Consider the following 14,203-nt stretch of genomic DNA (forward strand, 5'->3'; position numbering starts at 1 on the left):
GGCTCGACGAATAGGATACTCTGTCGAAGAGCGTCAGACTGGACGAGATGAAGGCGGCTTCAGCGGCCTGCTAGATCATCACGATCTGATTGTCGCGCGCGGCAAAGGATTCGGGGAAGGCCGCCTGCGCCTGCGTTTCCATCTGCGCCAGCTGTTCGTCGGTGCGGGAGGGAGCGTGGTGGAACAGCGCGAAGCGCTTGGCGCCCGCGATCTTCGCGAGCTCGGTACCGTGCTGCCAGGTCGAATGGCCGAAGCCCTTGAAACGCTGCATCTCGTCTTCATTGTAGGTGCAGTCGTAGACGACGAGATCGGCGTCCTGCATCATTTCGAGCGAGACTGGATCGTAGTTGCCGGGATCATGTTCGATATCGTAGATGAGCGCGACCGAACGGCCCTGCCATTCGATGCGGTAGCCTATGGCGCCGCCCGGATGGTTCAGCATGAAGGTCTTGATCTTGACGCCCGGGCGCGGGTTCAGCACCTGGCCGGCATGAAAATCGCTGAAATTCATCGTCGCCTGACAGATGTCGGTCTTGACGGGAAACCAGGGCGGGCTGATGAACTGCTCGACCATTTCCCGCGTGCTCATCTTGCCATCGAGATGGCCGGACCAGATGTTGACGTTGATCGAGGGATAATAGATCGCCTTGAAGAAGGGCAGGCCGATGATGTGGTCGTAATGGCAGTGGCTGAAGAACAGGTCGACGTCGCTGACGCTGTCGGCGAGCAACGACAGCCCCGCCTCGCGCAGGCCGGAGCCCGCGTCGAAGATCATCCGATGTTCTCCGCAGCGAATCTCGATGCAGGAAGTGTTACCGCCGTAGCGATCGAACTCGGGGCCAGACACGGGAATACTGCCGCGGACGCCCCAAAATTTTACCTGAAACAGTTCTGTCGTCATCGTTCTTCAAACCGGCCTTCCCGCATCGCCATCGTAGTCATAGTTCGTCCCGATGCGAAGCAGCAGAATTCCACGGGTTTGTCTGTTCCCCTTTGTATTCTCCCAACCGATAGCGGAAGAAGAAGTAGATTTTCCTAAGCAATCGGCTTTCGGTTCGGAAAGCAAGCCAGTATGGTTGGTTTTCGGTATACGCGCTGCTCAGGGCGGGGACATTTTCCCGTAAGTCATGCCTATTAGATGGTTGCGCGCGATTGAAAAAACAATTGCCGCCCTGTCGAGCCGAAAATCCAGTTCCGAAGGTTGGGGGGACCGCTATATCCAACGACGGCTGACTGGGCTCTGACAATCAGCCTTCTTTCATTTTGCATCTCGCGGCTTTGTCTGGAACGTCTGGTCTAAGTTCAACTATAGGGCGGGCCGCTCTGCGCTATCGTGGAATCCTTCGGGCGGTCGTTTAGGCCGGTGCTGACCTTCGACATCGTCACTCGCGGTTTGCCGTCTGCGGCGCGGGGATGCGCGTCTTCGCATCGGACCGACCAGTCTCTGGTTCGGCGTCGGCGACGCCGTCACCGGCCTCGCGGCTGTTGCCCATGTTCACGGGCGGGGCGCGCTGTTCGTCGACGTTGATCTCTGGAAGCTCGTCGTCCTGCGTGTCTTCGTTCAGCGACTTTGGAGGAAGCTTGGCGGAACTGGGGATTGAGTTCGTCGTCATGTTGGTTCTCCTTCTGGAGAAGGAACTCGCAGACGCCGACGCGGTTCCACCCGCCGCCGTCGTGATCCTGCCATCCTTTTTCGCGATCAACACCCGCCACGCCGAGGCGTGATTCTGAATGAAATGAGGAGTTTGACATGCTGAAGACCACATTGGTCGCGACGACAACGTTGCTTGCCCTTACCCAGTTCGCCAGTGCTTCCAGCGACAGCGCATGGAACGCACTGTTCGCGAAGGCGAACGGGACCTGCATCGGTCAGTCGCGAATGGTGTCACCGGAAGCGACCGCGCCGGTGGTCTTCGACGATGCGACTGGCAAGGTAGCAGTTCTTCTCCGCGAGAAGAGCTCGAAGTCGAAGAAGCTAGTGAACCTCATCTGTCTGTACGACAAGAAGTCGGGCAAGGCGTCCATTGCCGAGTATCAGTGGCTCGGACAGTAGGGACCGGCGGCCAGGGCGATGTCAAAGCGGCGGTTGAACGCTCAGGTGATCTGTAGAGTATAGCGGGGGCCTGGCTTACCTACCGTGCTGTTCTGTTTAACGATTGCGGGAACTATCATGGGCGGCAATATTCGCGCATGCGTTTCCACCTTACGATCGGCAAACGAGGCCGATTCACGATGGTTATGGTTGCGAAGAAAATCAAAGGCGTTCGATTTCAATCACGCGAATGACGATCTCCTCCTGACGGAACCGCGCCTCCAGTTTCTTGCGGTAGGACGACCACCAGGCGCGGTCGAGATCAGGGGTCATTAATTCGGCGACAACGATGCGGTCCTGCTCGATTTCGCCGTCGTCGCGCCACAGTCCTTCGGCGGGTGAGTCGACGTGAAGGGTGACCCCGCCGAACTTCGCCGTGAGTTCGTCCCGGACAAGGTTGACGTTCGGCCGGCTCCCACGAGGGTGTGAAACTGGAAGGAGGATTTCGACGAGATACGGCATCCTGGTTAACCGGCGTCGCGACCGGAAGTTCCTGGTTGCCGGCGCCGTCGGCGATCCATCCTGAAAGTGTGAATCGAGCGCCGCCATCGGCGAACATGCGGTGGAATGACGCTGGACGACATCAACTCGGCTGTCTTATGAGATTGATCAAGGCGTCAGCCGGTCAAACCTGAATGTCTTGGTGCCTGGTTTTCTCTCGCCGCAGCGTCCAGCTTTTTCAGTAAGTCCCCGAAAACATCTTCGCAGTCGGTGGGCAATGAGAATTCTGGCAGCCCACGCAAACGTGGTCCCAAGCGCTTCAAGGTATCGCGCTGGAAGATTCCTGCTGTGGTTGTTTTATATGTTTCAGACATGATGTCACAACGAGGGCGCCAGTGTTAGGTTCCGCAATGACGGCGACAGGTGATTTGTTGGGTTATGAAAGTGAAGGCGTGGGATGTTGAGCGTGTTTTAGTCCGCGAGGTGCATGGAACATCATTCCCGAGGCTGCTCGCCCCGTCGCCAGTTCCGCGCGGCAAGCCTCACTGAAATCCAGGAGAAAGTTCATCGCGCCGGAATGCGCAAGGTCCCGCATTTCCGAAAGCGAGCGATTGGGGGTCAGGTAGGTTTTGACGATCCTTGCCATCGCCAGTTCGGCTGCATCCACGACCCGTCTCGACGAGATCAGACGCATCTGGGCGACCAGTGCGTAAAGTAGCACGAGATCGGAAACATCGCCCTTCTGGTGGCTTATCGCATCGGCGTAAAGTCGCGTCGCTTCAGCTATGAAGTCGGAAAAAAGCTTTTCCCGCTTGGCGGCCTCGAGCTCTCGCTGTTTTTCCCTCACTTGTGAACGGTGCGTCATCCAGGCGGTGGCGAACGAGGCGAGACCGCCGATAACGACGCCGGCAAGGCCCATCAGGGCGGAGATGTATGGGTCCATGAGAATTTGCCTTTCGCAACGATCGGGCTCACCAACGACGTGGTTATGATCCTACCCCGCCAGCGGAGGACCTACCCATACGCCTTCTGGTACCGCGGGGATGCTGTTCACCAGATCTTCGCGTAAGGTTAATGGCATCCTCATGTCAGCGCCAGAAACGCTTGGTGTCGATGACCTCGTCTACTAAGGACTGGGCCATGTGGATCAACGCATTCTTGTCATCGTGGAAAACGACAGAATCGCGAGCAGGGTGGTCGGCCAGTCCATGCTGCTCGAGCACGCCCGGTCCCGTTGCCAGATCGTTCAATGCTCCAAGATGGTCCTGCAGATCCCCCATCGCAGCGATAAATTTCCGGTGCCGACGGGCGCCGCGCTTGTCGTCGAACAGCGATCCGAAGAACTCGGCCGCGTAGCGAAGCTTTTTAGCATCCTTGCGAACCTGGTGACGATGCTCGTCGTCGGTCTCGGCCAGCGCACTGCCATGCTTTTTCAGCTTCTTCCGCATCTTGTCGAGGGCCCTCGCGGCAAACTCCGAAACCGACGCGTCCTCGGAAGTTGCGCTGCCACCAGCGCGATCGAGGTGACAGTGAAGCCACTCGTTGAAATCGAGCATCAGCGCGCGCGCTCTCGCCGACTCCAGCGCCTCGACGGCGTCACCGTACGCCTTGTTGCGGGCATCCTTGAGCTGGGCCCGAAGGTCGGGGTCCTTCGCCTTCGTCAGCAGGACGTCGAGATTACGCGCTTCGCCGAGGACGCCGGCGAGCCACCGAAACTCCCTCTGCAGCCCACTCGGCTCGTCGCCCTCCAAGAGCGGCTTGAACAGCGAGAACGCGGAGCGGAGACGCCGCAGAGCTACCCGCGCCTGATGAAGGGCTTCCGAATTTCGTCGCTGGAGAAGGATATCTTCGTTGAGACGGAATTGCCGAAAGCAGGATGCGGCGATTTCTCGAAAGGCGGCAGATGCCTTGATGTTTCGCTCGAGATCGAGGCGCTCTGCCTTGAACATGAATTGCTGCCTGTCCAGAAGCGCGAGACCCCGTTCGGACTTGGACTGAATTCCGAACCGGAAAGGTGCGATCGCGTCGATCTTGCGAATGAATACGAAGAGGTTCTTCGGATCGCCGTCCTCGAGTTCGACCTCGATTTCCTGAACAGGCGAGCGCCTGTTGCCAGACACAAGGTCTCCCCGGTCGACGACCACCTCCAGCCGAGAGCCATTCAATTCGAACTTCCAGACGCGGCGCTCAATGAACACGGTGAAAGCGGCCTCCACCTCAAGTTCCGGTCCGAACTCGCTTATGAGCGGGCTCGTATGGTCGAGGACGGGTTCATTGCCTTCAATGGGAGTCTCCCATTCTGAACGGACAAACAGTGATTTCGCCGGCCCGGATGCCTTCACAGTCTGGACGTTGGAAGCGCCGGTAGAGCGGATACGCAGAGAGAACCCTTTCTGCGACAGCCGACGATCGTCTGTCTCGAAGTAGGTCGATGACTGTTGCAGTGCCTCGTCAGGCCCTCCGAGAAGATCGGAACCCAAAAGGCGCTCAAGGGCTTCGTTGGAGAGGTCGAGCTTGATTTCGATTTCCGATGGCAAGGCGGGCTCCATTCTGATTGGACGCTCATCAACGCTGGAGGTCCTGTCATAGTTCGGTCGCGTCACGACGTGATGAAGCAAACTGGACTCTTCAACGTTGCCCAGCTAGCTTGCGCGGGCTTCGAAACCGGAGGCGGACGATGCTCAACGAAAACGCCCAGATGGAACTTACGAAAACCGAGTCTGGTCGCGATGTCGCGCAGGCTGGTGCTCTGTGCTACCGTCGGAACGAAAACGGTCGAGTTGAGATCCTTTTTGTGGGCAGCCGACGGAACGGTCGATGGGGAATTCCGAAGGGGCACCTCGACGAGGGTGAGACTAGCAGCGCCGCGGCGCTGAGAGAGGCGTTCGAGGAGGCCGGGGTCGAAGGCGTCGTCGACAAGACCGTGTTCGGTACGTTTTCGTACCGGAAGGACACGAGTCCCAACCAATACCACGTGGCCGTCCACCTTCTTCAGGTCTCGAGGATAGCGGACAAGTTTCCGGAGAAGGATGTCCGAAAGACGCGATGGTTCCCCTTGGAGAGCGCGCTGCGGCAAGCGGCGCAGCCGGGCTTGCGGATGCTACTCGCAAGTTTAGAAGGGCGCCTTCCAATGGCGGGAAGGTGGCGATCACCGACAAGCAGGCGGAGATCTTCCTGCGGCTCGACGACGACATGAAGCGGGCGATCGCCGTCCGGGACGAAACGTCGGGCGTGCGGGCTGGCCAAGCGTTGAGAACACCGTTCATGCCGAGATGCCAGCGACGCCGCCCCCTTCGAACGGCTGAAGACCGCCTTGTTCCGGACTAGGGGACGAACCCGCTTCGATCGGGCGGCGGCCGACGGGATCCTCGACGACCTCCGGCATGTCCCTTACCGGAACGGCGTCGCCGCGGCGCAGGTCTTCTAGTTCCCCGATCAGGACTCCATCGACGCGGACGAAGACTTGTCGATGGCGCAGGACGACCTGCACCGGATGTCGCGAAACCTGCCGTTCCTCCGTAAGGATACGGCCGTTGTCGAAGAGATTGAATCCATACGGGCGGATATGTCGGAGGAGGCTCGAATCTTCTTTGGATGGCGGCCGTATGCGGGGAAGTGGTCGTTTCCGAATCCTGTGTGGAGCGAACTCCGCCAGGCGTTTCAGGAGGGCGGGGACGATGCACCGGTGGAGCTGTGCGCTGCCCCGTCTTTTTCCTGACGGGCAGTACAGCTTCTCAACGCCGGCCCGGTGCGGCCGGTGGATCGACTTGTTCCAGCAGTTCGGGGCCGTCTTCCGGAACGTTCATCTCGAACACGTCGCGCACGACCGCTTCCGCCGCCTCGATTTCGAGGTCTGTCATCTTTTCGAACTCCCGCCGGCGGCGCTTCTTCGCCAGGACGCCGTCGTTCTGCCGCACGAAATTGATCAGCGAGGAGATCATCCCATCAGGCATCTCGATGAAGCTCTGTATCCGCCCCTTTGCTTCATCAAAACGGGCGAGATACTCGATCTCCCTTGGCAGGTCGTGCTCGATCGTAGTCACGACGCATTCGTACAGGAACTCGGTGATCTCGGTATAGTCTCCGAAGCGGTAGAGATCGGCGGTGTCGTTGATCACGCGGACGTTCTGCTTGTCGGTAGGCACCCATTCAACGAACTGGAGCAGTGGTCCAGTGAAGGCTCGAAGTTCCTCGCCGTATTCGGCCTGACGCTTCAGAAGCACTGACGATACAGGAAAGATCATGCCCGTCGGAGTGTAGCCGCGCTCGGAGAGTACGTGGTGGATCATATACCGGTGAAGTCGCCCGTTGCCATCCTCGAACGGATGGATGAAGACGAAGGCGAATGCCATGACCGACGCCTGCAAGACTGCGTCGACGTCGCTCTTTGCCATCCGCTCGCCGCAGGCGATCACCCCTTGGAGAAGATCGGCGACATCCTCGTGCCGGGCGGGCACGTGCTCAGGGCTGGGATCGTTATTCCAGTCGCGGCCGCCGATGAACCCGCCGGCGTCGCGTAGTCCGCGCTTTATGAACCGGTCTTCCTCGATGACGATGTGCTGTAGACGCACCAGTTCGTCTATTGACAGCGGTCTGCGCCCTGCTTGAGCGACCGCGCGCATCCACAATTCAAGTCGGTTGCGTGGAGGGCGTTCCCCTTCGATCTGGTAGGTGGCTTGGCTGTCGGCCAGCAGAAGGAAATTCGCAGCTCTGGCGATCACCTGCCTGTCTATCTTGCCGATCAGTTCCTTCGCAGCCTCGTTCCAGCGGTGGTCGACGGTTTCCGAAAGGAAGTTGCTCCGGCGGAGCACTGGACAGAACGACGGTGTTCCAAGAAGGTTGTCGCGCACCCGGTGGCGTGGCGAATTGACAGGCTGCGAGGTAAAGTACTCTCTTGAATCCAGAGCCTCCACGTAGTTGCCTTGATCCAGGTCAGGAAGGGGAACCCTCTCGTTCGTGAGCCACTCGTAGAAAAACCAGATCCTGCGTGTGGTCGCGCCAGTCGGCGCAGCCTCAACTATGGGCGCTATATCGTGAGCGGAGACCTTCTGGAACAGCCGCTTCAAAACAAGGAGATCGGTCTGCTCATTCCTGAACGCAAACGCGAGCTGGCCTGCCAGGGAATTTTCCGGCATGAACCGCTTGTCGAAGATCGTCCAGCCGTCCTGATGCTTCCTTCCTCCCCTGACCGAAGCGTTCGCAACGACGGAAGGCGCGCGGACAGGCGCGTCGACCCCGTACATGGCGATCAGCGCGGAATATCCAGCCAGCTCTGAGCCGACTGGGATAATCCACTCCTTGAAGACCCTTGGATTGGCCGGATTGCTAGGCATTTGATCATCCCCGCGTAACCGTCGCTAAACGGTTATATGCGCCGTCATCCTGCATAGTTCAATTACCGATGTCGCGATACGATTAGAATGCGCCAACTATGTCACCAAACAGTTATTCGGGCGATATTGAATGAAATGTCGCAGTATTATTACTGAAGTCGCCAAACGATTAGAATCGCAGGCCTGTGTCGCCGAATGATTATTCCTCGGAAGGAAATGGCATTTCGGAGCCTGCACATCGTCTGAGCGGGCCGCCTTCGCTGAGGGCCGGGGCAGTTCAATTACCGAACTTGGATGCGAATCGCCAAAAACAATTCCGATTTCATCAACAAAAGTGACGCGGTAATTCCCAGAATTCCCGGTTAGTGCCATGTGATCTTGCGGGTTACGCGAAGAGCCTAGCCGAAACGACTTATGGCGCGTGTATTGCGTTTACCCCCTTTCGCCTGCATCTCCGGGAAAACCACCATCATATGAGAAAATTGTGCATCCGATTTGTGGGAATGTTTCCTTGCTTTAGGATGCCAGAAAGCGATATATCCGACGATACGGGAAATATAAGAGACTCGCGATGTTGCCGCCGATTATCAACGAGACCATCGCCGAGAGCAGCTACAGGCGCATTCGGGCCGACATCATTTTTGGCCGGCTGCCTCCCGGACAAAAGTTGAAACTGGAAAGCCTGAAGGAGACCTACGAGACCAGCATCAGCACACTTCGGGAAGTGCTGAACCGGCTCTCCTCCGAGGGGCTTGTCCTCGCCGAGGGACAGAAAGGTTTCGAAGTGTCTCCGGTGTCGGTTTCAGACCTCAAGGAGACGGCGGCGCTGAGGCTTCTCTTGGAAACACATGCGCTGGAGCAGTCGTTCGTGCATGGCGACGTGGAGTGGGAAGCTCCGCTGGTATCGGCGCATTACAAATTGGCGCGGATGGAACAGGTGATGGCAACCGGCGACACCAGCAGAGCTGAGGACTGGAAGCGCTACGACTGGGAGTTCCACCAAGCCCTGATATCTGCCTGCGGGTCGAAACTGCTGGTGGAGACGCATTCGGTGATCTTCGACAGATATCTCAGATATCAGATGGTTGCCTTGTCCTATCGAGGCGATGTCGCAGCCAATGAACATCAGCAGCTTTTGGATGCGGCATTGCGACGGGACGCGGAGACGGCCAAGCGGGTGCTTGCCCTGCATATTGAGGGCGGGGTCGAACATGCGCTGGCGAGAGGGACGCTGAGATAGAAATTGTCCGGAGGTTCCAATTCGAGCTTTAGATCCACCACGTAAATTGCATTTCGGCCAAACCAGGAAAAGCCATGCTCAAGCAAGTCCACGACCCGGCTGAAACAGTAAGCGATGTCGTCTTCCGGCAGATCCGCGAGGATATCATATCGGGGACATTGCCGCCGGGGGCCAAGATCAAGCTGGAGCAGGCCAAGGAGCGTTACTCCATCGGCATTTCATCGCTGCGCGAAATCCTGAGCCGTCTGACCACGGAAAACCTCGTCGTTGCCGAGGGGCAGCGCGGTTTTGAAGTCAGCCCTGCTTCGCGCCGCGAACTTCTGGAGCTCGCCGACCTCAGGATTGTTCTGGAAACACATGCGATCGGCCTTGCCTTCGCTGCGGGAAATCTTGAATGGGAGGGGCGCATCGTCGCCGCCCATCACCGGCTGGCTGCCGCGGAACGCAAGCTCCTTGCCGGCGACGTCTCACGGACGGTCGACTGGGTTCGATACGACTGGGAGTTCCATCAGGCGATCGTCTCGGCCTGCAATTCAGCGACGCTGATGGCGACATTGTCGTCCGTCTTCGACCGCTTTCTCCGCTACCATATGCTGGCCGAGAGTTTTCGCGGAAAGCCCGTCGTCGATGACCACAGGGTTTTGTTTGAACTTTCCATTCGGCGCGACGTCGCTGGCGCGACCGACGTCGTCAGACGGCACGTTCAAAGCGGCGTGGACTATGTGCTCAAGAGCGGCCGGATCACATAGAGAAATTCCAGCAAAAAGTGCGACGCGGTTTTCCGTCCGGAAGCGCAAAAGAAAAGGTTAGCGCGCGGCTCTGCGCTTTCATGAAAAGCTGAGCCGCCCCTAACCATGGCTCAAAAGTCGTCTTTCGGAATTCCTTCCGGACGCATCTGTTTCTTCAGGGCGGCGATCCGGAAAATCGCGTTCGGGGCGCCGTAGCCGCGGTAGCCGCGGCGCTCGACGATCTCGAAGAAGAACCCCTCTCCATAGGTTCCGCTATAGAGCTGGAAATATTCGCCATGCTCGTCGCGGTCATAGAGGATGTTTTCCGCCTTCAACCGCTCGGTCAGGGCCGGATCGAGGCCGAAGCGTGCTTCGACGTCGTCGTAGTAGTTCGGCGAAATGTGCAGCGATCTGAAACCGCAAACACGAAGGCTTTCGGCGGTCGCGAAGATGTCGTCGGTCAAAAACGCCAGGTGCTGGATGCCGGCCCCGAATTTTTCGGCGATGAAATGTCCCGCCAGAGTGCGGCGATTCTCGGCGCCGTTCATGGTAATGCGCAGCGCCCCGGTGTCGTTCTCGACGACTTGGCTGCGCACCACTCCGGCCGGATCGATGATATCGACCATTGGGGTCTTCCGCGTCTCGAAAATCGACGTGTAGAACAGAAGCCAGGTGAGCATTTCATCGTAACCGACCGTCTGGGCGACGTGATCAACGCGCAACAGCCCCGCGGACGGCGCGTCGGTATCGTCCGTGACCGGCTGAAAGTCGATTTCGGAGAAGCGACCCAATGCGCTCTTGTCGTCGATGAGATAGACGATCCCGCCCCCGACACCCCGAATGGCAGGCAGCTCGAGTTCACCGTCCGCGACAGGCTGGGTGAATGGCTCGGCATCCAAGGCGAGCGCGCGCTCATAGGCCTTTGCGGCATCGTCGACGACCAGGGCCATGGCATAGGCAAAAGTGCCGTGAACGGCGTAAGCCGCGTTCGCGAATCCTGCCTCATCGACATTGACGAGGATCCGGATCTCGCCCTGCTCGAAAAGAGAGACTTTCTTCGTGCGGTGGATTGCCGTCCTTTTGAAACCGAGGGTGCGCAGCAATGCAACCAGCTCGACCTCGTCTTCCTCGTCCGTGGCGAACTCGACGAAACCGACGCCCTTGACGGAAGGCCTTTCCGGCATCGCCGCTCCGGTCATGCTGCCGATGCCGAGATGGCGGCGCACCTGATCGCCAAGATAGATCAGCGAGCGGTGGCCATCGGCGGCAATCGCCCGCGACAGACCGCCTCGAAACTGGTCGTTGAAGATCTCCAGGGAGAAATAGCCATCATAACCTGTTGCCGCGACGGCTTCGGTAAACGCCGTGACGGGAAGATCGCCTTCCCCTGGCATGTTTCGGAAGTGGCGGCTCCAATAGAGCAGGTCCATGTCGATATCAGGGGCATCGGCAAGCTGGACGATGAAGATTTTCTCTTTGGGAATTGAGCGGATCGAATTGACGTCGATCTTGCGCGACAAAGTGTGGAAGCTGTCGAGGATAAGACCGATATTCGGATGATCGGCGCGACGGACGATCTCCCAGGCGTCGCGGTGGTCGCTGATATGGCGGCCCCAGGCAAGCGCCTCGTAGCCCACCCTCAGTCCCCGCCGGGCGGCACGCTCGCCGAGTTCGTGAAAGTCCGCCGCCGCCCGGTCGATGCCGCCGATGGCTGCCGGCGAGACGTTGGAGCAGACCAGCACCAGCTCCGTTCCGAGCTGCTGCATCACGTCGAACTTCCGTTCCGCGCGATCAAACGTTCGGCTTCGCAGCTGCTCCGGCATGCCCTCGAAATCACGAAACGGCTGAAACAGGGTGATCTCCAGGCCATGATCGCGGACGAGTTTTCCGACATCGGCCGGGCTTCCGTCGAAGGCGAGGAAATCATTTTCGAAGATCTCGACGCCGTCGAAGCCCGCTCGGGCGATCGCCTCGAGCTTCTCGGAAAGTTCGCCGCTGATCGTTACAGTCGCAATCGAGGTCCTCATGTCAAAGCCCTTCCGATATCTGTGCGAGATAAAACGAGCGCCGAACACGATGATGCGTTCCAAAAAACCGCTCGCTACTATTATGGCAAATGTCGTGAGGAATTCAAATAGCGTGTCTTATTATAAATTCTCATATGATTTTAAAAAACTCTGTTGATTTGCGCTTCCGTCTCTGGCAATCATTCCTCTCACAGTCAAAAGGTGAGGTTGGCTGTCCGGTCCATGGACCGTTCCAAGGAGGAGAAATTACATGTTCAAGTCTATGCTAACGCGTCGAAACGCGATGCTCGGAGCCGCCGCCCTCGTGGCAGCCGTCACCCTGGCGCAGCCGGCCGCCGCCGTCACGCCCGATGAAATCAAGGCTCGTGGTAAGATCATCGTCGGAATTCAGGGCGACAATCCGCCTTGGGGCTTTGTGACCAGCGGCGGCAAGCAGGACGGCCTCGACGCCGACATCGCAACGCTGTTTGCCAAGGAACTCGGCGTTTCCGTCGAGTTCGTGCCGCTTGAAGTCAACAACCGCATTCCCGCACTGACGGCCGGCCGAGTCGACGTTCTATTCGCGACGATGGCGATGTTGCCGGATCGCGCAAAAGCCGTGCAGTTCAGCAAGCCCTATGTTGCCAATGCCATCGTCCTGATCGGTCCGAAAAAGGCTGAGATCAAAACGAATGCCGACATGGCCAAGTTCACGGTCGGCGTCGCCAAGGGAGCTGCTCAGGACACGCAGGTCACCAAGAACGCGCCGCCCAGCACCACCATCCGCCGCTATGACGGAGACGCCGCAAGCGTCCAGGCCCTGGTGTCCGGCCAGGTCGAAACGCTTGGCGGCAACATCTTCTACATGGACCGGCTGGAGAAGGCCCGTCCGGGCGAATTCGAAAACAAGCTTGAATTCCAGAAGCTCTACAACGGTGCTTGCACGCGTCTCGGCGAAAAGGAAATCAATGCGGCGCTCAATATGTTCATCGACAAGATCAAGGCCAACGGCGAGCTCAAGGCCGTCTACGACAAGTGGATGAAGGTTCCGGTACCGGAATTCCCGGAAACGCTGGAAGGCATTCCGTTCGCGGCGAAGTGAAAGCTCATAAATCGAGCGTTTAGTCGAGGAGGCGGGCATCCCTGGTGATGCCCGCCAACGCCACCATCATGTTTCGAGACCGGCTTCGGCCCGCGTCCGGGAGCGCGATCATGAACAAGCCAATTTTTGTGCTCAATGGGCCGAATCTCAATCTTCTCGGTCAGCGCGAGCCGGCAATCTACGGGACCACGACGCTAGCCGACATCAACAAACGATGCGTCGCCAAGGCAAGGTCTTTGGGGTTCGACGTCGAGTTTCGGCAGACCAATTTCGAGGGCGAACTGGTCGAGAGCGTGCACCAGGCCCGGACCGATGCTTGTGGCATCATCATCAATCCAGCCGGTTATACCTTCACATCGATCGCTCTTCTCGATGCCTTGAAAATGTTCGATGCGCCGAAGATCGAACTGCACATCTCCAATGTCCATGCGCGCGAGAGCATCTACCACAATTCGCTGATCTCGCGCGTTGCCACGGCGATCATGATCGGCTTTGGAGCCGATGGCTATGAACTGGCTATTCAGGCGATGGCTGGAATGGTCAAGCGGGACTGAATTTTCAGGAAGACGGACCGGAAGGATCGCCATGAATTATAAGTTGGATTTCACCCCGGTCATAGATGGCCTGCCGAACCTTCTGCTCGGCTGCCTCGGGACATTCCTGCTTGCCATTTGTGGGATGCTGCTGGCGATCGTCATCGGAATTGGCGGCGTTGCGCTGCGCGACTCTGCTCTGAAGCCGGCACGATGGCTGGTCATCGCCTTCGTCGAATTGATCCGCAACACGCCGTTTCTGGTGCAGATCTTCTTCATCTACTTCGCGCTTCCGCTGACGGGCATCAGGCTGGATCCGACGCCGACGGCGATTATCGCGCTTGGCATCAACGGCGGCGCCTACGCCATCGAGATCATCCGCGGCGGCGTCCAGTCGATCCCGAAGGGTCAAATGGAAGCGGGTCTCGCCCTTGGTCTGCACAAGGCCCAGGTCTTTCGGCTGATCATTCTCAAGCCGGCACTGCGGGCGATCTATCCGTCCTTGACCAGCCAGTTCGTCCTCCTGACGCTGACCACCAGCATCGCCTCGGCGATCTCGGCCTACGAGCTGACGTCCGTTTCGCAGCGCATCGAATCGGAGAGCTTCCGCAGCTTCGAGGTCTACTTCACCGTCACGGTTTTCTATTTCGTGATCTCCTGGCTGATGATGCGCATCTTCGCGCTGTTTTCGGCGCGCTACTTCAAATATCCGGTCAAGTAGGAGGAAT

Annotated in this window: 15 protein-coding genes; 8 read left to right on the top strand and 7 right to left on the bottom strand. The window is 58.4% G+C overall.

Annotated elements, in window-relative coordinates:
- Positions 1–70 precede the first annotated feature (70 nt).
- Together AC2444_RS31535 and AC2444_RS31540 are read right to left on the bottom strand one after the other, a co-directional pair.
- The gene (locus tag AC2444_RS31535; RefSeq protein WP_012763525.1) at positions 71–901 is read right to left on the bottom strand and encodes an MBL fold metallo-hydrolase; all 831 of its coding nucleotides are present in this window, start codon (positions 899–901) and stop codon (positions 71–73) included.
- A 481-nt stretch (positions 902–1,382) separates the two neighbouring features.
- Positions 1,383–1,613: a hypothetical protein gene (locus AC2444_RS31540; protein WP_012763524.1), complete on the bottom strand. Its 231-nt coding sequence runs from the start codon at positions 1,611–1,613 to the stop codon at positions 1,383–1,385.
- 137 nt (positions 1,614–1,750) lie between these two features.
- Here AC2444_RS31540 and AC2444_RS31545 point away from each other — a divergent pair, with 137 nt between their 5' ends.
- Complete coding sequence (locus AC2444_RS31545) at positions 1,751–2,053, top strand: hypothetical protein (RefSeq protein WP_017996800.1); 303 nt, start codon at positions 1,751–1,753, stop codon at positions 2,051–2,053.
- 201 nt (positions 2,054–2,254) lie between these two features.
- Here AC2444_RS31545 and AC2444_RS31550 read toward each other — a convergent pair whose 3' ends face one another.
- The 3 genes from AC2444_RS31550 to AC2444_RS31560 form a co-directional block, all read right to left on the bottom strand.
- Entirely contained in the window at positions 2,255–2,554 is a 300-nt protein-coding gene (locus tag AC2444_RS31550; RefSeq protein WP_128449947.1) for a hypothetical protein, read from the bottom strand.
- Positions 2,555–2,969: 415 nt separating this feature from the next.
- Positions 2,970–3,476, bottom strand: coding sequence for a LapA family protein (locus AC2444_RS31555; RefSeq protein WP_245461278.1), 507 nt, complete (start codon positions 3,474–3,476; stop codon positions 2,970–2,972).
- 145 nt (positions 3,477–3,621) lie between these two features.
- Positions 3,622–5,070, bottom strand: a complete 1,449-nt coding sequence (locus tag AC2444_RS31560) for a CYTH and CHAD domain-containing protein (RefSeq protein ID WP_245461279.1) — start codon at positions 5,068–5,070, stop codon at positions 3,622–3,624.
- A 140-nt stretch (positions 5,071–5,210) separates the two neighbouring features.
- Between AC2444_RS31560 and AC2444_RS31565 the strand changes: the two genes are divergently transcribed.
- Positions 5,211–5,729 carry an NUDIX hydrolase gene (locus tag AC2444_RS31565; protein WP_128449949.1) on the top strand — a complete coding sequence of 173 codons (519 nt, stop codon included), beginning with the start codon at positions 5,211–5,213 and terminating at the stop codon, positions 5,727–5,729.
- Positions 5,730–6,002: 273 nt separating this feature from the next.
- Positions 6,003–6,251 (top strand): hypothetical protein, encoded by a 249-nt coding sequence (locus AC2444_RS31570; RefSeq protein WP_128449950.1) that lies wholly within the window; start codon positions 6,003–6,005, stop codon positions 6,249–6,251.
- Between the two features lie 16 nt (positions 6,252–6,267).
- On the opposite strand, the gene AC2444_RS31575 is transcribed toward AC2444_RS31570, so the two are convergent.
- Positions 6,268–7,866, bottom strand: coding sequence for a Fic family protein (locus AC2444_RS31575; protein WP_128449951.1), 1,599 nt, complete (start codon positions 7,864–7,866; stop codon positions 6,268–6,270).
- A gap of 571 nt (positions 7,867–8,437) precedes the next feature.
- On the opposite strand from AC2444_RS31575, the gene AC2444_RS31580 reads away from it, so the two are divergent.
- The gene (locus tag AC2444_RS31580) at positions 8,438–9,106 is read left to right on the top strand and encodes a GntR family transcriptional regulator (protein ID WP_128449952.1); all 669 of its coding nucleotides are present in this window, start codon (positions 8,438–8,440) and stop codon (positions 9,104–9,106) included.
- A 74-nt stretch (positions 9,107–9,180) separates the two neighbouring features.
- The gene (locus AC2444_RS31585) at positions 9,181–9,855 is read left to right on the top strand and encodes a GntR family transcriptional regulator (RefSeq protein WP_128449953.1); all 675 of its coding nucleotides are present in this window, start codon (positions 9,181–9,183) and stop codon (positions 9,853–9,855) included.
- A gap of 110 nt (positions 9,856–9,965) precedes the next feature.
- On the opposite strand, the gene AC2444_RS31590 is transcribed toward AC2444_RS31585, so the two are convergent.
- On the bottom strand, positions 9,966–11,861 hold the full coding sequence (locus AC2444_RS31590) for a bifunctional sugar phosphate isomerase/epimerase/4-hydroxyphenylpyruvate dioxygenase family protein (RefSeq protein WP_128449954.1): 1,896 nt from the start codon (positions 11,859–11,861) through the stop codon (positions 9,966–9,968).
- A gap of 250 nt (positions 11,862–12,111) precedes the next feature.
- Between AC2444_RS31590 and AC2444_RS31595 the strand changes: the two genes are divergently transcribed.
- The 3 genes from AC2444_RS31595 to AC2444_RS31605 all read left to right on the top strand — a co-directional run bounded on the left by AC2444_RS31595 (position 12,112) and on the right by AC2444_RS31605 (position 14,196).
- Entirely contained in the window at positions 12,112–12,942 is an 831-nt protein-coding gene (locus AC2444_RS31595; protein WP_128449955.1) for a transporter substrate-binding domain-containing protein, read from the top strand.
- 110 nt (positions 12,943–13,052) lie between these two features.
- The gene (gene aroQ, locus AC2444_RS31600) at positions 13,053–13,496 is read left to right on the top strand and encodes a type II 3-dehydroquinate dehydratase (protein ID WP_128449956.1); all 444 of its coding nucleotides are present in this window, start codon (positions 13,053–13,055) and stop codon (positions 13,494–13,496) included.
- A 31-nt stretch (positions 13,497–13,527) separates the two neighbouring features.
- On the top strand, positions 13,528–14,196 hold the full coding sequence (locus tag AC2444_RS31605; protein WP_003553649.1) for an amino acid ABC transporter permease: 669 nt from the start codon (positions 13,528–13,530) through the stop codon (positions 14,194–14,196).
- Positions 14,197–14,203: the final 7 nt, after the last annotated feature.

This window comes from Rhizobium sp. WSM1328 (assembly GCF_057653715.1).